The organism is Paraburkholderia terricola (assembly GCF_003330825.1).
GTDB classification, from domain to species: Bacteria; Pseudomonadota; Gammaproteobacteria; order Burkholderiales; family Burkholderiaceae; genus Paraburkholderia; species Paraburkholderia terricola.
This window is the reverse complement of sequence record NZ_CP024942.1, coordinates 982,474-1,003,650: the sequence shown is the minus strand read 5'-3', so window position 1 is coordinate 1,003,650 and position 21,177 is coordinate 982,474. Positions and strand designations below refer to the sequence as shown.

Genomic DNA, 21,177 nt, shown 5'->3' with positions numbered 1-21,177 from the left:
ATGGCGGCTGTCGCCGTCCTTATCTCCATCGCAGGCGCGTCCGGCGCGGCGCGGGCAGAACCCTCCGCACTGTCGGGCTCGTGGCATCTGATTTCCTACGAGGTCGAATCGAAGGACACCGGCGGCAAGATCCCGGCGATGGGCGAGCATCCGAGCGGTCGAGTGATTTTCGCGGCCGACCATCGTGTCGCGTTCGTATTGACCGGCGACGGTCGCAAGGCCGGCAAGAGCGACGCGGAGAAGGCGGCCCTCCTGAACAGCCTCGTGGCCTACACCGGCGTCGAGCGTACCGAGAACAATCAGTGGTGCACCAACGTCGAGGCGGCCTGGAACCCCGAGTGGGTCGGCACGACGCAGTGTCGTGAATTCCATCTCGCCGGCGACCGCCTGGAAGTGCTGACGCCGTGGCGGCAGATGCCGAACTGGCCCGGCACGACACGGTCGATTATCACTTTCGAGCGCGACAGATCGATCACGCCATGATCGGTTGTAGTAAAGCAGCGGCGCCGTCTCCGCCTTCACCGCACGACGCATTCCGATGAGCAACGAGTCAACGGCCCCTCACTTTATTTGCATCCTTGTTCGATCGTTTGATTATCGGATGGTCGAGCGCGGACCGCTATTCATTAGCCGCCCCCGTGACCGCGCTTGACACGTCTTTCTGACAGGCGCAGCGTTAATGCTGCATTGCAATAACCAAAATTCAAGTCGAAGCCGGCACATCGGAACGGGTCAATGGCAGGGGGCGCTCACGGGTCGAAGACCTAATTTTTCAAAGTCTCCTGCGAGGCGAATCATGTTCAAAACCGCGGTGCTTTCTAGCATCTTCGTTGTATTGGCGGCTCCGACGCTGAGCTATTCACAGGCAGTAGTCACCGAGTCGCGCGTCATTGCCGTCACGGTCAGTGACTCGCGGCCGGTTGGCGTCGACGACGACACGCCCGGTCGGCCGACCACCTCATCTCCGGCCGCGCGAGCGGTACATATCGACTACGAAAGCGCATGCGATGGCCGTATGCACCGAGTGCAAATCGACATGCGCGGTTCCATAGACGGCGGCGCAAGATGCGGAGCCTTTCCAGGCTGAAGCCATTTTTGCAGGGCGGTCGAACCACTGCCCTGCAATTCCGCATTCATCGTGGTGCGTGAAGTCCCTTAGCATCTTCGCGGAGCGAAACCCACCTCAGGTCTAATGTTTACGTAATAATTGCTGCGCACCATTTCGACTCACTAACCGTCAAAGATGCGCAGGTCATGGCTTTCAGCGAACCAAGGTCTCCATTTTTCAAGTGGGTCGTTTCTTCCGCCCAGCATCTGAGCGCGGACAACCGGCAAATATTGCTGGCCAATCTATTCACGCGAACCGCGTCCATCGTCTTCGCGTCGATTTGCGAAATCAGCGTCTGCGTTACCGCTTACTACCTTTATCCCACCGCGCTTTATGCGGCGTGGGGCAGCGCCGTTGTCGCGTTGCTGACAGCGCGTCTGCTGTTGATCTGGCTATGCTGCCGGCGCAGCGCCGAAGGGCGACCCACGCCCACGTCCGCGTTTCTGTTCGCAAGCCTGCTGTGGAGCGCGCTATTCGGCTACGGTGCTTTTTTGTGCAATACCAGCGGAGACCAGACGCTCTTTCTACTCGGCAACGTTTGCGCGGTAGGCGTGATCGGTGGGCTAGCCGGACGCAATGCCGGCATACCGCGGCTCGTGTTGCTGCAGATCACCTTCATTCTCGGGCTATTAGGTTTAGGTGCGGCGCTTTCTCCCGGCTCCGGCAAACTGGTGCTGTTATTTCAGGCGCCCTTTTGCGCCGCCGGTTTTTTTGCGGTCGCACTGCGCAGCAATCGCGACACGGTCGCGTTGCTTCTCGCGCGCGAAAACAGTCATCGCCTTGCGCGCCAGGACAGCCTGACCGGCCTGCCCAATCGCGCGCGCATCAACGAACTGCTGCTGGAGCGCACGGAAGCGGACCCGTTGCGCCAGAATCAATCGTTTGCCGTTCTGCTGATCGATCTCGACGGTTTCAAGGCCATCAATGACAGTCTCGGCCACGCCGCGGGCGATCGGATTCTTCAGGAAGTCGCGATTCGATTGCGCGACGTCCTGCCGGAAGGCGATGTGGTCGGACGCCTGGCGGGCGATGAATTCGTGGCGATTTGCGGCACGACTGGCGAGGCCCGCGACATACGTCTGCTGGGCGATCGCGTCGTGAAAGAACTGGCGCGCCCATTCACGCTGAGCGACGCGCTGGTGCATATCGGCGCGAGCGTGGGCGTCTCGCGCTATCCCGAACATGCACGAACAGGCCCGCAACTGCTGATTTGCGCCGATCGCGCGTTGTACGCGGTCAAGCGTAGCGGCAAGAGCGCGTTCACCCTCTTCGACGCCGAGAAGCACGTATCCGACGAAAGCTTGAGCCTTTTGCGAAGCGATCTGGAGGGCGCGCTGAGGTCGTTGACCGGTTTGCGCATGGAGTATCAGCCGATCGTCGATCTCGGCAACGGTGCGATTTCCGGCCGCGAGGCGCTGATGCGGTGGACGCACCCGACTCGCGGCGAACTCGCACCGTCGGCGTTCATTCCCACCGCCGAACGTACCGGGCTCATCCTCGCGTTGGGCGAATGGGCGTTGTTGCAGTCATGCAAGGAAGCGGCGACATGGCGCGACCGCGTGCCGGTCGCCGTCAACGTATCGCCGGTGCAATTGCGCGAGGAAACGTTCGCATCGAGCGTGGCTGCGATTCTTCGCAAGACGAGGCTCTCGCCTACGCGCCTGAATATCGAGGTCACGGAAACCGTGCTGTTGAGCGACGATACCGTCACACGCCGCAACGTCGCGAGGCTTCGCGCGTTGGGCATCGGACTCGCGCTCGACGATTTCGGCACCGGTTTTTCGACCATGTCGACGCTGGTGCGTTTCTCGTTCGACAAGCTGAAGATCGACAGCTCGTTCGTCAAGGAGTCCGCGCATCGACGCGAATCCGCCGCGGTGGTGCGCGGGATCGTGGCCCTCGCGCGAGAAATCGGCATGCCCACCACGGCCGAAGGCATCGAGACACAGGAGCAACTGGATTTCGTGCGCGCGTGCGGATGCACGCACGCTCAGGGTTTTCTTCTCGGCAAGCCGGTACGCAGCAGCGAGATTGCGCAGATCGAGGAAAAAATCGCCGCCCATTCCGCCAATAAGGCTTGAGCGGCGGCGAACCTACAGGCTGCTTTTCTTCACGGCACGCGGCGCGCGTGCGGCACGCGGCTTCGTTTTGGTTTCGGCAGCCGCGGGCCATTGGCTATCGTCGAGCAGGCGATCGAACAGACGGCCGCGCTCTTTCTCCGAAAGCGGGCTAAGCCCCAACAGCGTCGTAAACACGAGACCGCGGGCCGCCGACCAGCGCAGCAGCGCCAGATCGGGATCGGCCGCCTCGGCCTTGATCCGCTTGACCTTCTGTGCGCTCATTTCCTTCGTGACGGACAACAGCGTGGGGTCCTCGACCAGCGCGGCGAGAACGGCAAACCCGCCGGCCTGGGGATTCTCGGCGGCTTCGCGCATGGTCGCGATCTCGGCGGCGAGATTGGCCTCGGGCGTCGTGTCGCCGGCTTGCGCGAGGTAGCGCTGCGAGAAGTTTTCGAAATGCGCGATGTCGTGCTCGAGCAGCGCCTTCAGCACGTCCGTCTTGGTGCGGAACTGATGCATCAACCCGCCCTTGCTAATGCCGCTCTCGCGCGACATCGCGTCGAACGTGAGCTGACCCGGACCGTCGCGAGCGATGATGGTGAGCGCCGCCTGAAGCGCCGCTCGGCGGGAGCGTTCGGAACGAGTGGGGTTGTCCATGAAGTGTGTGGTGCGTGGTGCGGATGTGCGCGGTTGATGTTGTAGTGATCGACGGTCTTCTGCCGGGCCGCGATGTCGGTTACTCTTTATTTTACAGTCCATGAGCGTGCCGACTGCAGGTCGCTCGATTCCGACACGGAGGTAGGCATGGAGCCCGCATGGCAATTCCAGTTGAGGATCACCGTCTCGCCCGAACTGGCGGACGCCTTGCGCCGCGAGCCTGCGAACCCGCCGCACGCGGCGCTTCGCGGGATTCTACGCAGGCATGACGCGACGTTGAAATGCCAGTTCGACGCGTTCGCCGACTACGTGAGCGAAGCCGAAAGACTGGGCACCGAAAACTTTCCGCTGCATCAATGGACGCGGGCGACCATCGAGAATCCGGAGAAAAAGGCGAAGTACTTGCAGTCCTTTACCGTCTACGTGAATGGCGAGGAAGTCTACGACAAGGAAGTCGCGGACGTCATCGAAGCCGAATTGCTCGCGTTGACGGGCGAGGGCGCGATTCGAAGTGTATCGAGGTTCGATTCCAATCCGGCGAATAATCCGCAGCCGCCCCAACGTTAAGGTCCGCGCCAGGGTCCGCTTACATCGACCTTTCAGCGCCCTTGTACAACTCGCCCGCCGCTCGCTTCAACCCGCGCACGACCTGCGCCGCCGCCGGCGACAACAGCTTGCCGGTGCGCGTGATGATGCCGAAGTCGTCCATTCGCAGCGGCATGCGCAGCGGCAGGATCGACAGCATGCCGTGCCCGGCATAGTAGTGAGCGACTTCGGCGGCCAGCACCGCGACCATGTCGCTTTGTTCCAGCAGACTCGTCACGACCAGCAGCGCCGCGCTCTCGACCACATCGGATGGGGGCGCCAGGCTTTCCCGCTGAAACATCAACTCGAAGCGATGCCGCAGCACGCTCTGCGCGGGCGGCACGACCCACGACGCGCCGGCCACGTCGGACAAGGCCAGCGACGCCGCGCCGAGCAAAGGATGCCCCGGCCGCACCACCGCGCAAACCTGTTCGTCGGCGAGCGGTTCGTAGCGCAAGTGCAGCTTGTCGTGCTCGGCGGAAAGCCGGCCGATCACCAGATCGAGCTTGTCTTGCGCGAGGCTTTCGAGCAGCACGTTGCTGTTCTCCATCTCGACGCTCACGCTCAGGCCCGGATGCTCCAGCTTGATTTGCGCGATCGCCGCCGGCAGCAGGCTGACGGCCGGCGACGTAATCGTGCCGACCGCGACGCGCCCGAGTTGGCCCGACTTCAACGCGAGCACTTCTTCGCGCGCCTGATCGAGACTGCCGACCACCGCGCGCGCGTGGCGGATCATCACGTCGCCGTAAAGCGTGGGCCGCATGCCGCGCGGCATGCGCTCGAAGAGCGGCGCGTCGACCATCTCTTCGAGTTCGCGCAGCAGCTTCGACGCGGCCGGCTGCGTCATATTGAGCGTGGCCGCCGCGCGGTGAATGTTGCCTTCCTCGTCGAGCGCGACGAGCAGCAGGAGTTGCCGCGTCTTCAGGCGGGTTCGCACATACCAGGGATTCGATTCGAGCATAGGGTTTACATCAATCCATAAAACGATATCGGTTCGGCTCAAAGTTTCATTAGAAGGATATCAGGCCGATCCGTACACTCGTCATTCCAGAAGCGCCCCATCCACGAATAAGGGGCGGCAGTCGAGCAGGCACCAGCATTCAGGAAGCGAGCATGTCGGATAACACGGATAAGAAACACAAACTGCGCTCCGCGCAATGGTTCGGCACGGCCGACAAGAACGGCTTCATGTACCGAAGCTGGATGAAGAATCAGGGCATTCCCGATCACGCGTTCGATGGCCGTCCGGTGATCGGCATCTGCAATACCTGGTCCGAACTCACGCCGTGCAATGCGCACTTTCGCAAGCTCGCCGAGCACGTGAAGCGCGGCATTTACGAAGCGGGCGGTTTTCCCGTCGAATTCCCGGTGTTCTCGAACGGCGAATCGAACCTGCGGCCCACCGCGATGCTCACGCGCAATCTCGCGGCCATGGACGTGGAGGAAGCGATTCGCGGCAACCCCATTGACGCGGTGGTGCTGCTCACCGGCTGCGACAAGACCACGCCCGCCTTGCTGATGGGCGCGGCAAGCTGCGACGTGCCGGCCATCGTCGTGACGGGCGGGCCGATGCTGAACGGCAAGCTCGACGGCAAGAACATCGGCTCGGGCACGGCTGTGTGGCAACTGCACGAATCGCTGAAGGCGGGCGAGATCAATCTGCACCAGTTCCTCTCGGCGGAAGCGGGCATGTCGCGCTCCGCGGGCACCTGCAACACGATGGGCACGGCCTCGACCATGGCCTGCATGGCCGAGGCGCTCGGCACCTCGCTGCCGCACAACGCCGCGATTCCCGCCGTCGATTCGCGCCGCTACGTGCTCGCGCATATGTCGGGGATTCGCATTGTCGAGATGGCGCATGAAGGTTTGACGCTGTCGAAAATCTTGACGCGTGAAGCGTTCATGAACGCGATTCGCGTGAACGCCGCGATTGGCGGCTCGACCAATGCCGTGATCCATCTGAAGGCGATTGCCGGCCGCATGGGCGTGCAACTCGATCTGGACGACTGGGTGCGCGTGGGCCGCAATACGCCGACCATCGTCGACCTGATGCCCTCGGGCCGCTTCCTGATGGAAGAGTTCTATTACGCGGGCGGCTTGCCGGCCGTGCTGCGCCGCCTCGGCGAAGCGGACCTGCTGCCGCATCCGGGCGCGTTGACGGTGAACGGCAAGGCGCTGTGGGACAACGTGAAAGACGCGCCGATCACGGATAGCGAGGTCATTCGCACGCTCGACAATCCGCTGCTCGCGGACGGCGGCATTCGCGTGCTGCGCGGCAATCTCGCGCCGCGCGGCGCGGTGCTCAAGCCCTCGGCCGCGACGCCCGCGCTGTTGAAGCATCGCGGGCGCGCCGTGGTGTTCGAGGACTTCGATCACTACAAGGCGCGCATCGTGGACGAGACGCTCGACGTCGACGCGGACTCCGTTCTCGTGATGAAGAACTGCGGGCCGAAAGGCTATCCGGGCATGGCGGAAGTCGGCAACATGGGCCTGCCGCCGAAGCTGCTGCGCCAGGGCGTGAAGGACATGGTGCGCATCTCCGACGCGCGCATGAGCGGCACCGCCTACGGCACGGTCGTGCTGCACGTCACGCCGGAAGCGGCGGCGGGCGGCCCGCTCGCCGCGGTGCAGGACGGCGACTGGATCGAGCTCGATTGCGACGCCGGTTCGTTGCACCTCGACATCAGCGACGCCGAACTCGCGCGCCGTCTCGAACGTCACACGCCGCCGCCGGCGCCCGCTGAAGGCGGCTACCAGCGTCTTTATATCGACCACGTATTGCAGGCGGACGAAGGCTGCGACCTCGACTTCCTGGTCGGCTGCCGGGGCGCCGCCGTGCCGCGCCATTCGCATTGAGAAGAGCGCGGCGAGCCCGACGCGCGCGCTGTTGATTCGCGACTAGACGCGACAACGGATAACGGGCCGCGTGGGGCCGCATGGAAGCCGCGCAAGCGCATTGAAAAAACAGACGCCACGGGCGGCGGTGTTCGACGCTGCCGCCTTGCACGGCGCAATCCGCCCAACCGGAGACATGCTCATGACAACACAAACCGCCCATGCGCAGCACGCGGCGCCCGCTCCCATCGCGGGTGCGCCGTCGAGCGATGCGACGCGCGACGAACAGCGCATCATCGGCCTGCTGACGCGGCGGCTCATTCCGTTCCTCGCGTTGATCTACGTGGTCGCCTATATCGACCGCTCGGTCGTCGGCTTCGCGAAGCTGCACATGAACGCCGCGGTCGGCCTGAGCGACGCGGCTTATGGCCTGGGCGCGGGGCTCTTCTTCATCGGCTATTTCCTGTGCGAAGTGCCGAGCAACCTTGCGCTCGAACGGTACGGCGCGCGCGTGTGGTTCGCCCGCATCCTGGTCACGTGGGGCGTCATCACGATGGCGATGGCGTTCGTGCGCGGCCCGGCGAGTTTCTACACGCTGCGTTTTCTGCTCGGCGCCGCCGAAGCGGGGCTGTACCCCGGCATTCTTTATTTCCTCACGAAGTGGTTTCCGATGCGCCATCGCGCGCGCATCATCGGCTTGCTGGTGCTCGCGCAGCCGATCGCCGGCATCATCGTCGGGCCGATTGCGGGCCTGGTTCTGTCGACGCATGGCGCGCTCGGCATGTCGAACTGGCAGACGCTGTTCGTGTTGAGCGGCTTGCCCGCCGTGCTGCTGTGCGTGCCCACGCTGCGTCTGTTGCCCGAGTCGCCGGCCAATGCGCGCTGGCTCGAACCGGCGGATCGCGCCTGGATCGAACGCGAACTGGCGGTGGACACGGCGTCGTATGCGTTGAAGCCGCATGGCAATCCGCTTGCCGCGCTGAAGGACAAGCGCGTGCTGCTGCTCGCGCTGCTGTTCCTGCCGTTTCCGCTGAGCATCTATGGGCTCTCGCTGTGGCTGCCGACGATCATCAAGGCGTTCGGCGTCAGCGATTCGACCACCGGTTTGCTGTCCGCCGTGCCGTATCTGTTCGCGGTCGCCGGTTTGTTTCTGGTGCCGCGTCATTCGGACCGCAAGGGCGAGCGTTACTGGCACATCGTCGTCGTCTCGACGCTGGCCGCGATCACGATGGCCGCGAGCGCATGGACGCATGTGGCCGCGCTGCAATTCCTGTTCATCTGCTTGACGGCGTTCTCGCTGTATTCGATTCAGGCGGTGGTGTGGGCGCTGCCCGGCCAGTTCCTGACGGGCGCAAGCGCGGCGGTCGGCATCGCGACGATCAATTCGCTCGCGAACCTGGGCGGCTACGTCGGGCCGTATGGCATCGGCCTCATCAAGGACGCGACGGGCAATCTCGCCGCCGGTCTGTACTTCCTGGCGGCGACGCTGCTGTTCGCCGCCGCGATGACCTTCGTCGTGCGCCGCGCGTTGCCGGCGCCGAAGGGATCGATATAACTTTTTGCGCTGTGCGGCCTATGTTCGCGGCGTCTCCGCTCGCCGCGCAAAGGTCGCCCGCAACGCTCTGGTGTCCGCATCGCTCGCCTCGCCACGCTTGAGCGGTTGGGCCGTTTCATCCGCTTGTCATGGCTTCGCGACTAGGATCAACGGTCACATCCGTCGCGCACGAGTAGAGCGATGCACTCGCGGTCCATTTTGCACGGTGCAGCCGACGTACGCGTCGACCTCCTTCCACCACCGTACAAAACACCAGACATGTCGAACAGAAAAACCGATAAGGCTTCGGCGGCCGATCAGGGCGCCAGCATCGTTTCGCGACGCGGGTTCTTGAAGCTGGCCGGCGCATCCAGTCTCGCCACCGCCGCGGGCACGCTTTCCTCGACGGCGCGGGCCGCAGGCGGCACACCCGACGGCACACCCGAGCAGGTCCATCTCACCTGGGGCAACGATCCGACGCGCGAGGTCACCGTGTCGTGGGCGTCGCCGGCGCAGGCGGTGAATCCGCATGTGCGCATCGGCGCGGTGGGCGAGGCGAAACGCACGGTGCATGGCGTTCAAAGCACGTATACCGATGGCCTCAACGGCGAGGTCGTGTTCACGTATCACGCGCGTCTGCACGATCTGAAGCCCGATACGAGCTACGAGTACGAGGTGACGGCCGAGAATGCCGGCAACACGGCGCAGCCTTTCACCGCGAGTTTCCGCACCGCGCCGCGCGGCCGCGCGCCGTTCCGCTGGACGAGCTACGGCGATCTCGCGACGCCCAACACCGGCTGGGTGCTGTCGTCGCCGCAAAGCCGTTTCGCGGTGCAGGCCGTCGAGCGTTTTCAGCCGCTGTTCCACCTGCTCAACGGCGACCTGTGCTACGCCAATCTGAACCCGGCGCATCAGCCCGAGGTGTGGCGCGACTTCGGCAACAACTGCCAGACGTCCGCGTCGAACCGCCCGTGGATGCCGTGCCCCGGCAATCACGAAATCGAATTCCACAACGGCGAACAAGGGCTCGCGTCGTATCTCGCGCGCTACACGCTGCCCGACAATCACACGCGTTTTCAGGGGCGCTGGTACAGCTTCCGCGTGAGTTCGGTGCTGTTCATTTCGCTCGACGCCGACGATGTCGTCTATCAGGACGCGGCGGCTTTCGTGGCCGGCCCGAGTCCGCTGGTGCCGGCTGCGAGCACGGGCAATCCGCCGATTCAACCGGGCACGTCGCTGTACGTGCGCGGCTATAGCGACGGCGAGCAAACGCGCTGGCTCGAAAGGACACTGCGCCGCGCGGCCGAAGACGAGGAGGTGGACTGGATCGTCGTGCAGATGCACCAGGACGCGCTGAGTTCATCGAAAACCGGCAACGGTTCGGACAAGGGCATCCGCGAAGCCTGGCTGCCGCTGTTCGACCGCTACGGCGTCGATCTCGTGTTGTGCGGCCACGATCACGACTACGAGCGCAGCTATCCCGTGCGCGGTTGCCATCACAACAAGGGCACCGATATCGCCACGGGAAGGCCGGTCGATACGTTGCAGCCGAAGCCGGTGATGTCGGCGGTGTCGCCGGGGGCGTCCACATTCGATACGAGCCACGGCACGATCCACCTGATTCTCGGCGGTGGCGGAACCAGCGCGCCGCTCGACGTGTACGGCGTGAATATCGGCACGGGGATGCCGCAAGCGCGGATTTTCACGCGGCCCAACCGCCCGGCTCCCGGCACGACGGCGGGCACCTTCGTGCGTGCCAGTGCGGACGCGGTGGAAGACGCGATCTGGTCGGCGCAACGCGATACCGGAACCGGCTACGGCATTGCGGTGTTCGATCATGATCCGGGGCAGCCTGGCGGTGAGACGACGATCACGATGAACTACTACCACGCGCCCGGCGCGGATCAGACGCCGACGCAGAGCTATGAACTGTTCGAAACGATCGAGTTGAAGAAGAAGCGGCGGCGCTGAAGTCTGGTCGAAGCGCTGCGGGCCGCTGCCGCTGCGTCAAGGCGGCGGCCCGCCGATGCCCCGAACCGGGCGCCAGGCAGGGCGCGAGCCGACCTGGTCGCCCGATCATTTTTGTTACACCTCTTACGGACCCAGACGCGGCAAGTTACAGAGGGCTTTCGAATGGCCGGTTATACTCGGCGCCATCCTAAAAAACGAAAGACCTAACTATGTCGAACAAACTCATCCAGATGGTTGCGATTGCAGCGCTCACCGCTGCGGCATCGATGTCGGCCGTGGCCGGCGATTTGAACAATGCGCTTGGCGGCGCGGTCGGCGGTGTCGCTGGCGCCGCACTGGGCGGCGCGGTGGGCGGCAGCACGGGCGCCGTGATCGGCGGTGCGGTGGGCGGCGGCGCCGGTGGCGCGGTCACCTCGAATCGCCGCGAACGCACGGGCGCCATCATCGGCGGCGCACTGGGCGGCGGCGCGGGCACGGCGGCAGGCAATGCGATGGGCGGCCGTACCGGTGGCCTGGTCGGCGCAGCCGTGGGCGGCGGCGCGGGCTCGGCGCTCGGCGGCAACATCTCGCGCTCGAACTCGTACGCGGACGACTATTCGCGCGGCAGCCGTTCGGGCAAGCGCCGTCACAAGCATCGCCACTACGATTAAGCAGCACGTGAAGGCGGCGCGGTTGGCTCGAGGGCAAACCTCGGGCTCGCTGCAAATGTTCAGCAAGTTGGGGCGAACGCGCTGCCGTTACCGAATTCCGCATTCGCAGCGGACTGTTTTCGTTTGAAAAGAATTCAGCGGGACGATGCGTTGGTTGCGATGAACTATCTCCCGATAGTTGACGCGTCGCGGCCATCCCACGGCGGCGTCGGCGCTTCGAACGGTAGTCAGGCCGGTTTCTCTGTTCCGGCGAAGCGTCTCTCAAGCAGAGAAAAAATCTGCATCCCAACCAGCATGGCGGCGACGAACAGCACCGCCTTGGGCTCGCCGCTGCCCGCGCTCACAAGCGCGGGGCCAGGGCAGAAACCCGCCAGCCCCCAACCCGCGCCGAACAGTGCGCTGCCCGCAAGCAGGCGACGGTCGATACGCGTTGCCTTCGGCAACGACATCGGCGCACCCAACACACTGCGCTTGAGCCGGCGCGCAATCGCGAAACCCACCACGCCGATAGTGATCGCACCGCCCATGACGAACGCCAAGGACGCGTCCCAGTTGCCGGCGAGGTCGAGAAAGCCCAGCACCTTCGCGGGATTCGCCATGCCCGAAACGATCAGACCGACGCCGAATATCAGCCCGGCGAGCAGCGCGTTGAGAATCAGCATGTCAAAGCCCCAGCAGATGACGGGTGACGAAAACGGTGAGAAAGCCCGCGGCCATGAACGTCGCGGTGGCGGCAAGCGATCGCACCGATCCGCGTGAGAGGCCGCATACGCCATGACCGCTGGTGCAACCGGACGCATAGCGCGTGCCGATGCCGACGAGCAGGCCGGCCACGATCAGCACAGGCGGCGATGCCGCGATGGTGACCGCCGGTAGCGACGCGAAAAACTTGAATGCCCAAGGTGCGGCGAATAGTCCGAGCACGAATGCGGCGCGCCACAAGCGATCACGAGACGTCGTGTCGAGCAGACCGCCCAGAATCCCGCTGATACCCGCAACGCGGCCGTTGCCGAGTACGAGCAGCGCCGCCGAGAAACCGATCAGTAAGCCGCCGACGAGGGAAGGAAATGGCGTGAAGTGGGCGAGGTCGATGTTCATTTCTGGCGTCGTTTGAATTGGCCGCTGGAGAGGCTGGAAAGCAATCTAGTGTATTCCAATGTGCCGGTGCGAACGGGCGATATCGGTCATAGTCAACGTGGCGTCGGCTGCGCGCCTGCGCTCCTATAATCGGTGTCTTCGAAGGGACCGCCTGCCGCCGGTCTCGATCATCCCTCAAGGAGACGTGGAAGATGCCACGAGCCTATTGCGCCGGCCCGCTCTTCAATGCCGCCGAGCGCGCGGAAATGGATTCGATCGCCCGCACGCTGGAAGCCGCGGGTTACGCGACCTTCCTTCCGCATCGCGACGGCCTGGAGTTCGCGAGACTGAAGCCGGAACTGGAGAAGCTGGGCGCGTCGGCCGACGAAGCCGCGCGCATTCTCGACCGTGCGATTTTCAGTCTCGACACGTATCAGTTGCTCAGGCGCTGCGATGTGGTCGTCGCCAATCTGAACGGACGCGTGGCCGACGAGGGCACGGTGGTCGAGGCGTCGCTCGCCTGGCATGCGGGCAAGCCGCTCGTGCTCTTCAAGGCCGACGCGCGGTCGATGCTCGGTGGTTCCGATAATCCCATGCTGACCGGCTTGGGCGAGTTCGACGTGATCGATCGACTGTCGGCGTTGCCGCGAGCCGTTGATGAAGCCATTGCGCGGGATCGCGCGCGCAGAGTCGAGGAAACGTTGAGCAGAGGCGCCGAAATTGCATCGCTTCGCGAGGGCGGCGATGACATGACCGCGCTCGCGAAGACCTTGTACGGCGCTTTCAGGAACGCGATCCCGACGTGAAGGCGATTACGGCGTCCTTGAACCGGGCGCTGCCGTAAACCTCTTCGATCAGATCTTCGTCATCGAGCCGCTGTTCAACGACGATGCGGCGCACGCTTTCCTTCACGGCCTTTTGCGTGACCGGCGAAAGCGCGATGAGCCGCTGCGCGAGCGCATGAGCGGCGTCTTGCAATGCGTCTTGCGGGCACACGTCATAGACAAAGCCGCATGCCGACGCCTCTTGCGCCGTGAGGTAATCGGCGAGCAACAACATCTTCTTGACGCGCGGCACGCCGAGCGCCGCCTGCAAGCGTGCGATGTTGCGCGACGACAGCGTGTTGGAGAGCGTCTTTGCGATCGGCGCGCCGAAGCGCGAAGCGTCGGTGCAGAGGCGGAAGTCGCACGCGGTCGCGAGTGCGAGGCCGCCGCCGACGGCCCATCCGTCGATCACGGCGATCGTCGGAATCGCAATGCGTTCGACCGTATCGATCACGCGTTCGACGAACGCCTCGTAGGCGATGCCATCGCGTCCGTCGCGGAAGTTTTTGAAGTACGCGATGTCGGTGCCGGAAATAAAAGACTTGCCGCCCGCGCCGCGAAACAGAAGGCAGCGCACGTCGCGGTTGTGCTCGCACTCGCCGATCGACGCGAGTAGCGACTCGTACATGTCGAGCGTCATCGCGTTATGCCGCTCGGGGCGGTCGATTAGGATCTCCGCCGCGCCTGACGGATGCAGTGTGAGTTTGACTGGCTCGCTCATGATGCCGTCCCGTTGATTTCGGCGAAGATCTCGTCGTTGTGCTCGCCCAATAGCGGCGGATGACGACGCACCTGCGGCGGCGTGCCGAGCAGTTTGACGGCAAAGCCGATGTTCTTCACCTTGCCTTCGTTGGGGTGATCGATCTCCATGCACATGCCGCGGTGCCTGGCGTGCTCGCTGTCGAACGCTTCGGGATAGGACAGAATCGGGCCAGCCGGAATGCCGGTGGCGAGCATCGCGTCGACCCAGTCGGCGCTGTCGCGCCTGGCGAATTCGTGCTCCAGTACTTCGATCATTGCTTCGCGATTCTTCAGGCGCAACGACACGGTTGCATAGTCCGCGTGATGGATGAGGTCCGGGCGCTCCAGCAGTTCACACAGCTTCGTCCAAAGCTTCTGATTCGTCGCGCCCATCACGAAGTAGCCGTCGCGCGCCTTGACCGCCTGATAGGGCGCGCTCATCTTGTTGCTGGTGCCGAGCGGCGTCGGCGGCACGCCGGTGCCCCAGTAATCCGACATGTCCCAGATCGAGAAGGCCATGACCGAATCGAACAGCGACGCGTCGATGTGCTGACCCTCGCCCGTTTTCTGCGCGCCGATATACGCCGACAACAGACCGTACACCGCGAACAGCGCGCAGCCGATGTCCGCGACGGGCACGCCGGCCTTGACGGGTTTGCCGCCCTTGTAGCCGGTCACGCTCATGACGCCGGACATGGCTTGCGCCATGAGGTCGAAGCCTGGGCGCGAGGCCCACGGCCCGCTTTGTCCGAAGCCGGAAATGCTGACGTAGACGATCTTCGGGTTGATTGCCTTGATCGCTTCGTAGTCGATACGCAGGCGCTGCACCACGCCGGGCCGATAGTTTTCGATGACTACGTCAGCGGTCCTGGCGAGCTTGTAGAAGAGTTCGCGACCTTCTTCGCTCTTGAGGTCCAGCGTCACCGAGCGCTTGTTGCGGTTCAGGTTCAGGAAGCCCAGGCTGTCGGGCCCCTTCATCTTGAAGCCCATTGCGCCGCGCGTCTGATCGCCTTCGGGCGGCTCCACCTTGATGACGTCCGCGCCCAGGTCCGCCAGCAGCATGCAGGCGAACGGGCCCGCCATGACCTGGCTCACGTCCAGCACGCGGATGTCTTGCAGCGGCAGATGCTTCGATTCGCTCATTGCGGGGTTCCTCTGTAGGGCAGTGAGTTTCGTGAACCGGTCGATCACGCTTTGGACGCGGTCGCCGGCTCTTTGCCTCACTGTCCGCTACTGACAGGGTCGCCGCAAGAATGGCTGGGTCATGTCTGGTTTCGTGGCTCGCGAAACCGGAGAGGGTTTGTCGACTACGCGGGTTTGCCGAGCAATTCGGCGACGACGTTGCGCAGCGTCTGTTCCTGCGCGTGCCCCTCGACGAAGGAGAGAACGTAGCCGCGCTGGTGCCAGTCGCCCTGGAGTTCCGCCGCTGCAAGCGCTTTCTCGGGATGGAAACTGCTTAAGACGTCGGGCGGCATCAAGCCGACGCCGAGGCCATGACGCACCATCGCGAGCATGGTGTCGAAGCCGCTGACGGTGAAATTGTCGGGGAACAGCCGCCCGCGGCTGCGATACGCGCGTTGCACCGCGGATAGAACCGCCGAGCCTTTGCCGAGGCTCACGATGGGAAGGTCGAGGATATCGTCGATGCCGACCGGGTCGTCGTGAAACTGGAAATGCGCGCGGCTATAGACCAGCACCAGGCGGTCTTCCTTGTACGGCGATTTGGCGAGATCGAGAAAGCCGCTTTTCTTTTCGTAGATGCCCACGTCGATTACTTTGTCGCGCAGCAGTTGCTGCACGATCTTGCTGTTCTCCTCGACGATCTTCAACGTGATGCCGGGATACTTGCGCTGAATGTCGGCAATCTCGCGCGCCAGAAACTGGATGACGACGGCTTTCGGCGCGCCGATGATGATGCGCCCGTCGAGGCCATGATTGAGCGCTTGTGCGTCGCCTTCGAGGCGGTCGATGAGGTTGTCGATTTGCCGGATGTATTGCAGCAGCTTCGCGCCCGATTCCGTGACTTCGACGCCGTGCGGCACGCGCTTGAATAGCTTGGCGCCGAGTTGTTCTTCCAGGTCCGACACGCGGCGGGAGGCGGCCGCTACCGCGAGGCCGAGTTTGTCGGCGGCGCGCGAGATGCTGCCTTCTTCCACGATGGCGAGGATCAGTCGGACGGTGGTGGTGTCGAATTTCAACGGGGGCTCCGGGCGTGGCTTTTCGGGCTTGAGCGTTGGGTGGTTTTGTTGCGGCGCTGGACGCGCCGGGTGTTGTTTCGCGATGCCGCGTTTTGCACATGATAGCCGGGGGTGGAGTTGGGCTGAGTGCGTGGGCATTGGTGAGCCCGCGTCGATAAAGGGGGTATCGATCCGCGGGCTGTTTTGCGGTTTTCTCGCCGGCTTGAGGTCTGGACGGATTGGTGTTTGTCGCTTCTCTTTCGTTTGTTTGTCCGGGACGTTGGGCGCGGGTGGTGAGTTAGTGCTTGAGTCGGATCGGCTGACGCGCGATGTCCGCGCTCACGCTCGACGCGCTTTTGACTTTGACGGGCGTGCGTTTGCGTGGCGTGGTTTTGGCCGGCGTCGGGGTTTCCGCCGCTATCTTCGATGCGTCCGCTAGTAGGCGCGTGGCCTGGCCGGCCGTGATGCGCGTGTGAGCGATGCCCTTGGCGTCCAGGGCGATAACCTGAAAAAGTTCGCGGTCGCAGGCAAGTTCCTGCTGGTATTGCTCGCCTGTTTGGACGAGTAATTCGAGCATGGTTCGCTGGCGGCGACGTTCGTCGCTGGTGATTGCCGGGTTTTTACAGAGCGTGGCTGCTAGTGCGATTAGCGTTTCCAGTTTGCTCATCTGCCGGTCGCATAAGTCGAAGGCGGATAGGGCGAGCTTTTCGTATTGGAGTGCGTCGACTGGCGGGCGTGATGCGGGTTGTTGTTTTGTGGTTTTGGTCATGATGCGATCTCCCTTTTTGACTTGCTTTGGGGTGCCCGACACTCGCTTTAAGGTGGTGAGCGGGCACGTGATGGGATTGGAAGACCGGTGTTCTAACGAGCCGGCGAGCCTCGCGGCTCTCCCACCACGGCCCGCCCATTGTTGAGGACGTGCAGGGTAGACGCACGACCCGCGTGGGCGGATGTGCGGTTAGAACAACAGGCTTCCAAACCCGGCCCTTGGGTGTTTTTCCGAGGGCTTGGTGATTATAAGCGGGGTGAGAGGGTAATGTTCAACTGGGTGGGATAAATGGTCGGGTTTCGCTGATTGGATAAGGATTTGATTGGCGGGCTCGCGTCAAAAGCACTGCATGCTCGGATGCCGTATTTCTTAAATAATCCCAGTTAGTTCTCAAGTTTCTAAGAAAAGGTACTGCTGCGCGTCCTATTGGCCTCGGCTAACTGTGCCGGTCTTTTGGGCATCACGAGGATTAGCCCGCTTCTGGATTGGTTGTACAGCGAGAACGGCTATCGGCTACTCGCGCCGCTTTTCCGCCTATTCGGCGCCGTGGGCGTTGAAGGGCATGAAAGACGTAATAGTGGGCGTGCTGCTCGTGGCGAGTTTCATCATCGCGTTGTTCATCGCATGGATCCTCATTGCCTTGCTGAACCGCTGAAAAACGCGAGACCTTCAACCACGGCAATAAAGACCCCTACTTCACCCCTCCCAACGCCAACCCCTTAACCAAATACCTCTGCAACCACGCAAACACCACCGAGACCGGCAAAGTCGCACAAAGCGTGGCGGCCATCACAAGATGCCACTCGACAACATACTTCCCTGCGACCATATCAGTCACTTGCACGGTAAGCGTCTTATTCTCCGGCGACCGAATCAACGTATAAACAACAGCAAACTCATTCCACGCATTGATAAAAGTAAAGATCGCTGTAACGACAATCGCAGGCACGGCTAACGGCAAGAACACCTTGAAAACAGCCCTCGTCCTCCCGCACCCCTCGAGCCAAGCCGCTTCCTCGAGATCTCGCGGCACAGTCTGAAAGTAAGAAGACAACATCCAAACAGCAAATGCGATATTAAAAGCCGCATAAGAAACGATAACCCCAATCTTGGAGTCAACCAGATTCCCATCGCCATAAGGAATCATCGCGGCGAGCCGGAACAGGCCCACCACCAGCAAGATCGGCGACAACATCTGCGTCACCAGAAGAAACTGTCGATACAACCCTCGCCCGCGAAACGGAAACCGCGCCAACGCATAAGCCGACGGCAAGCTCACCGCCAGCGCAAGCAACGTCGACAGCAAACTGATCACGGTGCTGTTCCGCAAAGCCACACCGAAATTAGCCGCCTTCCACATATCGACAAAATTGCTCCACTGCCAATGCACCGGCAACCACCGCGCCGGATAAACAAAGATTTCCGAAGCCGGCTTCAACGCAGTAAACAACATCACGGCAAACGGAAACAACACCACCACAACCAGCGGCGACAACGCCAACCAGCACCACAGCGAGCGCTTGGTCTTCAAGCTGAGGCTCATATCGGATCTCCTTCTTTCGCGGGCTGCAAGCGCAGATAGGCGATCGAAAAAACGAACAGCATGACGAGCATGATCAGCGACACCGCCGCGGCTTCGCCGGGACGCCCCAGCCGGAATCCTAGCTCGTACAGATACGTGACGAGAATATGCGTGCTGTTATCCGGCCCGCCTTGCGTCATGACCCAGATAATCGGAAACGAGTTGAACACATAGATCACGTTCAACAGAATCGCCATGTTGATGAACGGCCGCAACAGCGGCATCGTCAGCTTGCGAAACTGCTGCCAGGCGCTCGCGCCATCCATGCGCGCCGCTTCGTAAATATCGCCCGGCACCGACGACAACCCGCCCAGCAGAATCGTCACCGTAAAGGGAATCGACACCAGAATGCCCACCGCGATCTCCACGGGAAACGCGAGCTCCGGCGTCGCCAGCCAATGGATCGGGCCGTTGATCAACCCCAAGCGCTGCAACGTCACGTTGACCATGCCGTAGTCATCGTTGAAGGACCAGCGCCACACGACGGCGGTCATTGTCAGCGAGACGGACCACGGCAGCATCACGATCGTGCGCGCCACGCCGCGTCCATGGAAATCCTGATTCAGCACCAGCGCAACCGGCACCGAAATCAACACCGTGCCGCCCACCACGAACACGGTCCAGACAATCGTCCGGCGAGCCGCCGAGAGAAACGTGGGATCGGTAAAGACGGTGTAGAAGTTTTGCAGACCGGTGAAGCCGCGAATCGCGCCGAAGCGCGATACCTCGTGCAGCGATTGCCACACGATGTTGAAAATCGGATAGCTGATGATGAACAGCGCCAACACCAGGCTCGGCGCAATCAGCAACCAGGGCGCTTGCAGGCGCGAAGAAGCGGAACGGCTCATGCGTGCTCGATCGTAAGAGGCGTGCGTCAATCAGCGCACGCGACGGGATGGGCCGGATACTGCATTCGTGCAATACGAGCGAAACGCGCGCCGCCTTCGCAACGGCGGCGCGCGTTTCGTGTTCAGCAACTTACAAAGAAATCGCTGCGCAACCACACAGCGATCAATGACCGAGCGACTTGTTCGCTTGCGTGGCCGCCGCGTTCAACGCATCCGCCGGTTTCGCCTTGCCCAGGTAGACCGATTGCATCGCATCGGTCACGGCCTTCGCGGTGTCTTCCCAGCCGGTCACGGTCGGTGCGAAGCGGGCCGTCGGCAGCAACGCGACGAAAGCCTTGGTGTCGGGATCGTTGAACGCCGGATCGCTCGATTCCGCCTTGGTGGTCGGCAGGAAGCCTTCGGTCGTCGTGAACTCCACACGCGGTTCTTTCGTGAACAGATAGTCGAGGAACTTCCACGCGGACTTCTTCACCTTGGAGTTCTTGAACATCACGATCGAGTCCGTCACCGCATAGGTGGCGTGCGTCGTGCCCATCGGAATCGGATCGATGCCGTACTTCAGGTTCGGCGCTTCCTTCTTGATCTGCTTCGCGAGGAACGGCGCGGAGATCATCATCGCGACGCGGCCCTGCTTGAACAGGTTCTGCACGTCCTCGCGGCTGAAGCCGGTCACGCCCGGTTGCGTCAGACCCTGATCGATCATCGTCTTATAGAGCGTGGCCGCCTTGATGCCGGCCGCCGAATTGAACGCGGCCTTGCTGTCCTTGCCGACGACGTCGCCGCCGTTGGTCCACAGCGCGTAGTAATAGTAGACGTCCGTTTCGATTTCCTTGCCTTGCAGGCCGAAGCCGGCAACGCCTTGAGCCTTCAGTTTCTTCGACGCTTCTATCACGTCGTTCCAGGTTTTCGGGCCGTCGGGATAGCCGACCTTCGCGAGCAGGTCTTTGTTGTAATAGAGCGCGCGCGCGGATGCGGCGATCGGCAAGCCGTACACCTTGCCGTTGATTTCGCCCGGTGCGAGGAACGGGCCGATGAAGCGGCCCTTGAAGCTCGCGTCCATGTAGCCGTCGAGCGGTTCGGCGACGTCGTCCTTCACGAAGTCGAGCAGCCAGCGCGTGCCGACGATCGCGAGGTCGGCGTTGGCGCCACCGGAAATGTCGGTTTGGAGTTTCTGTTGCAGCGTGTCCCAGTTCACGTCTTCGATCTTGATGGTCGTGCCGGGATTGGCCTTCTCGAAGTTGCGGGCCATTTTTTCGAAGTACGGCGCGGTGGCGTCGCTGTAATGCGCGACGGTGACGCGGACCGTGTCGGCATGAGCCGCCACGGCGATACCTGCAAACGCGAGCGCCACGGCAACTTTGCCTAGCGCGAGGGAAGCACGGGCATGCAACGACATTCTCTCTCTCCTGTGTCGATCGGAGTTAGCGCTTTAGCGCTTACTCCGGTCCCAACCAGCGGTGTCGATCGGAGTTAGCGCTTGAGCGTTTACTCCGGTCCCAACCAACGTGTCGATCGGAGTTAGTGCTTTAACGCTTACGCCGGTCCATCCAACGATGGTTGGGGGTGGTCCGCTGCCGTCGCCGGCCGCTGCGGTTGAATTGTTTGAAAAAATCCTACAGGACGCAAAATAGCTTGTCACGTAGGGTCTGCGATATTTCTTCTCAGCCGTGTTTGTGCATAAGATGCTCTAAACCAAGGGGTATTCTGTATTGCGCGAAGTCACGGATACCCAATCTTCGGGATGGCTAGGCAACCGCAT

At 62.6% G+C, this 21,177-nt stretch carries 20 protein-coding genes; 9 read left to right on the top strand and 11 right to left on the bottom strand.

Annotated elements, in window-relative coordinates; all coding sequences use genetic code 11:
• From CUJ90_RS23045 to CUJ90_RS23040, 3 genes are all read left to right on the top strand, one after another.
• A complete protein-coding gene (locus tag CUJ90_RS23045; protein WP_114163993.1) occupies positions 1–483 on the top strand; it encodes a lipocalin-like domain-containing protein in 483 nt (160 codons plus the stop codon).
• A 313-nt stretch (positions 484–796) separates the two neighbouring features.
• Entirely contained in the window at positions 797–1,087 is a 291-nt protein-coding gene (locus tag CUJ90_RS32485) for a hypothetical protein (protein WP_152035380.1), read from the top strand.
• 167 nt (positions 1,088–1,254) lie between these two features.
• A complete protein-coding gene (locus CUJ90_RS23040; RefSeq protein ID WP_114163992.1) occupies positions 1,255–3,189 on the top strand; it encodes a putative bifunctional diguanylate cyclase/phosphodiesterase in 1,935 nt (644 codons plus the stop codon).
• 12 nt (positions 3,190–3,201) lie between these two features.
• On the opposite strand, the gene CUJ90_RS23035 is transcribed toward CUJ90_RS23040, so the two are convergent.
• A complete protein-coding gene (locus tag CUJ90_RS23035) occupies positions 3,202–3,825 on the bottom strand; it encodes a TetR/AcrR family transcriptional regulator (protein ID WP_073428781.1) in 624 nt (207 codons plus the stop codon).
• A gap of 147 nt (positions 3,826–3,972) precedes the next feature.
• On the opposite strand from CUJ90_RS23035, the gene CUJ90_RS23030 reads away from it, so the two are divergent.
• Positions 3,973–4,392, top strand: coding sequence for a hypothetical protein (locus CUJ90_RS23030; protein ID WP_083082032.1), 420 nt, complete (start codon positions 3,973–3,975; stop codon positions 4,390–4,392).
• A gap of 19 nt (positions 4,393–4,411) precedes the next feature.
• Here CUJ90_RS23030 and CUJ90_RS23025 read toward each other — a convergent pair whose 3' ends face one another.
• Positions 4,412–5,371 carry a LysR family transcriptional regulator gene (locus CUJ90_RS23025; RefSeq protein ID WP_083082034.1) on the bottom strand — a complete coding sequence of 320 codons (960 nt, stop codon included), beginning with the start codon at positions 5,369–5,371 and terminating at the stop codon, positions 4,412–4,414.
• A 152-nt stretch (positions 5,372–5,523) separates the two neighbouring features.
• Between CUJ90_RS23025 and CUJ90_RS23020 the strand changes: the two genes are divergently transcribed.
• The 4 genes from CUJ90_RS23020 to CUJ90_RS23005 all read left to right on the top strand — a co-directional run bounded on the left by CUJ90_RS23020 (position 5,524) and on the right by CUJ90_RS23005 (position 11,400).
• Complete coding sequence (locus CUJ90_RS23020; protein ID WP_083082036.1) at positions 5,524–7,266, top strand: IlvD/Edd family dehydratase; 1,743 nt, start codon at positions 5,524–5,526, stop codon at positions 7,264–7,266.
• A 181-nt stretch (positions 7,267–7,447) separates the two neighbouring features.
• Positions 7,448–8,800 (top strand): MFS transporter, encoded by a 1,353-nt coding sequence (locus CUJ90_RS23015; protein ID WP_083083035.1) that lies wholly within the window; start codon positions 7,448–7,450, stop codon positions 8,798–8,800.
• Between the two features lie 258 nt (positions 8,801–9,058).
• Positions 9,059–10,750 carry a purple acid phosphatase family protein gene (locus tag CUJ90_RS23010; protein ID WP_083082038.1) on the top strand — a complete coding sequence of 564 codons (1,692 nt, stop codon included), beginning with the start codon at positions 9,059–9,061 and terminating at the stop codon, positions 10,748–10,750.
• A gap of 209 nt (positions 10,751–10,959) precedes the next feature.
• Positions 10,960–11,400: a hypothetical protein gene (locus tag CUJ90_RS23005; protein ID WP_083082040.1), complete on the top strand. Its 441-nt coding sequence runs from the start codon at positions 10,960–10,962 to the stop codon at positions 11,398–11,400.
• Between the two features lie 227 nt (positions 11,401–11,627).
• Here the strand turns inward: CUJ90_RS23005 and CUJ90_RS23000 are convergent, their stop codons facing one another.
• Both CUJ90_RS23000 and CUJ90_RS22995 read right to left on the bottom strand, forming a co-directional pair.
• A complete protein-coding gene (locus CUJ90_RS23000) occupies positions 11,628–12,062 on the bottom strand; it encodes a YeeE/YedE family protein (protein WP_083082042.1) in 435 nt (144 codons plus the stop codon).
• A 1-nt stretch (position 12,063) separates the two neighbouring features.
• Entirely contained in the window at positions 12,064–12,498 is a 435-nt protein-coding gene (locus CUJ90_RS22995; RefSeq protein WP_083082044.1) for a YeeE/YedE family protein, read from the bottom strand.
• Between the two features lie 191 nt (positions 12,499–12,689).
• On the opposite strand from CUJ90_RS22995, the gene CUJ90_RS22990 reads away from it, so the two are divergent.
• Entirely contained in the window at positions 12,690–13,283 is a 594-nt protein-coding gene (locus CUJ90_RS22990) for a nucleoside 2-deoxyribosyltransferase (RefSeq protein WP_083082046.1), read from the top strand.
• On the opposite strand, the gene CUJ90_RS22985 is transcribed toward CUJ90_RS22990, so the two are convergent.
• The 7 genes from CUJ90_RS22985 to CUJ90_RS22950 form a co-directional block, all read right to left on the bottom strand.
• Positions 13,261–14,022, bottom strand: coding sequence for an enoyl-CoA hydratase (locus CUJ90_RS22985; RefSeq protein ID WP_083082048.1), 762 nt, complete (start codon positions 14,020–14,022; stop codon positions 13,261–13,263). The genes CUJ90_RS22990 and CUJ90_RS22985 overlap by 23 nt on opposite strands.
• Complete coding sequence (locus CUJ90_RS22980) at positions 14,019–15,185, bottom strand: CaiB/BaiF CoA transferase family protein (RefSeq protein WP_114163991.1); 1,167 nt, start codon at positions 15,183–15,185, stop codon at positions 14,019–14,021. The genes CUJ90_RS22985 and CUJ90_RS22980 overlap by 4 nt, the downstream gene beginning before the upstream one ends.
• A 164-nt stretch (positions 15,186–15,349) precedes the next feature.
• Complete coding sequence (locus tag CUJ90_RS22975) at positions 15,350–16,240, bottom strand: LysR family transcriptional regulator (RefSeq protein WP_083082052.1); 891 nt, start codon at positions 16,238–16,240, stop codon at positions 15,350–15,352.
• A gap of 277 nt (positions 16,241–16,517) precedes the next feature.
• Positions 16,518–16,988, bottom strand: coding sequence for a hypothetical protein (locus CUJ90_RS22970; RefSeq protein ID WP_114163990.1), 471 nt, complete (start codon positions 16,986–16,988; stop codon positions 16,518–16,520).
• A gap of 691 nt (positions 16,989–17,679) precedes the next feature.
• Positions 17,680–18,531, bottom strand: coding sequence for a carbohydrate ABC transporter permease (locus CUJ90_RS22960; RefSeq protein ID WP_073428766.1), 852 nt, complete (start codon positions 18,529–18,531; stop codon positions 17,680–17,682).
• On the bottom strand, positions 18,528–19,418 hold the full coding sequence (locus CUJ90_RS22955; RefSeq protein WP_083082056.1) for a carbohydrate ABC transporter permease: 891 nt from the start codon (positions 19,416–19,418) through the stop codon (positions 18,528–18,530). The genes CUJ90_RS22960 and CUJ90_RS22955 overlap by 4 nt, the downstream gene beginning before the upstream one ends.
• A gap of 163 nt (positions 19,419–19,581) precedes the next feature.
• The gene (locus CUJ90_RS22950) at positions 19,582–20,814 is read right to left on the bottom strand and encodes an ABC transporter substrate-binding protein (protein WP_083082058.1); all 1,233 of its coding nucleotides are present in this window, start codon (positions 20,812–20,814) and stop codon (positions 19,582–19,584) included.
• Between the last annotated feature and the right edge of the window lie 363 nt (positions 20,815–21,177).

Coding starts and splice junctions, on each gene's coding strand:
- CUJ90_RS23000 (WP_083082042.1), bottom strand. CDS start 12,062: ATGCTGATTCTCAACGCGCTGCTCGCCGGGCTGATATTCGGCGTCGGT.
- CUJ90_RS22990 (WP_083082046.1), top strand. CDS start 12,690: ATGCCACGAGCCTATTGCGCCGGCCCGCTCTTCAATGCCGCCGAGCGC.
- CUJ90_RS22950 (WP_083082058.1), bottom strand. CDS start 20,814: ATGTCGTTGCATGCCCGTGCTTCCCTCGCGCTAGGCAAAGTTGCCGTG.
- CUJ90_RS22995 (WP_083082044.1), bottom strand. CDS start 12,498: ATGAACATCGACCTCGCCCACTTCACGCCATTTCCTTCCCTCGTCGGC.
- CUJ90_RS23025 (WP_083082034.1), bottom strand. CDS start 5,371: ATGCTCGAATCGAATCCCTGGTATGTGCGAACCCGCCTGAAGACGCGG.
- CUJ90_RS22980 (WP_114163991.1), bottom strand. CDS start 15,185: ATGAGCGAATCGAAGCATCTGCCGCTGCAAGACATCCGCGTGCTGGAC.
- CUJ90_RS23040 (WP_114163992.1), top strand. CDS start 1,255: ATGGCTTTCAGCGAACCAAGGTCTCCATTTTTCAAGTGGGTCGTTTCT.
- CUJ90_RS23005 (WP_083082040.1), top strand. CDS start 10,960: ATGTCGAACAAACTCATCCAGATGGTTGCGATTGCAGCGCTCACCGCT.
- CUJ90_RS23010 (WP_083082038.1), top strand. CDS start 9,059: ATGTCGAACAGAAAAACCGATAAGGCTTCGGCGGCCGATCAGGGCGCC.
- CUJ90_RS22955 (WP_083082056.1), bottom strand. CDS start 19,418: ATGAGCCGTTCCGCTTCTTCGCGCCTGCAAGCGCCCTGGTTGCTGATT.
- CUJ90_RS23020 (WP_083082036.1), top strand. CDS start 5,524: ATGTCGGATAACACGGATAAGAAACACAAACTGCGCTCCGCGCAATGG.
- CUJ90_RS23015 (WP_083083035.1), top strand. CDS start 7,448: ATGACAACACAAACCGCCCATGCGCAGCACGCGGCGCCCGCTCCCATC.
- CUJ90_RS22970 (WP_114163990.1), bottom strand. CDS start 16,988: ATGACCAAAACCACAAAACAACAACCCGCATCACGCCCGCCAGTCGAC.
- CUJ90_RS22985 (WP_083082048.1), bottom strand. CDS start 14,022: ATGAGCGAGCCAGTCAAACTCACACTGCATCCGTCAGGCGCGGCGGAG.
- CUJ90_RS23030 (WP_083082032.1), top strand. CDS start 3,973: ATGGAGCCCGCATGGCAATTCCAGTTGAGGATCACCGTCTCGCCCGAA.
- CUJ90_RS23035 (WP_073428781.1), bottom strand. CDS start 3,825: ATGGACAACCCCACTCGTTCCGAACGCTCCCGCCGAGCGGCGCTTCAG.
- CUJ90_RS32485 (WP_152035380.1), top strand. CDS start 797: ATGTTCAAAACCGCGGTGCTTTCTAGCATCTTCGTTGTATTGGCGGCT.
- CUJ90_RS23045 (WP_114163993.1), top strand. CDS start 1: ATGGCGGCTGTCGCCGTCCTTATCTCCATCGCAGGCGCGTCCGGCGCG.
- CUJ90_RS22960 (WP_073428766.1), bottom strand. CDS start 18,531: ATGAGCCTCAGCTTGAAGACCAAGCGCTCGCTGTGGTGCTGGTTGGCG.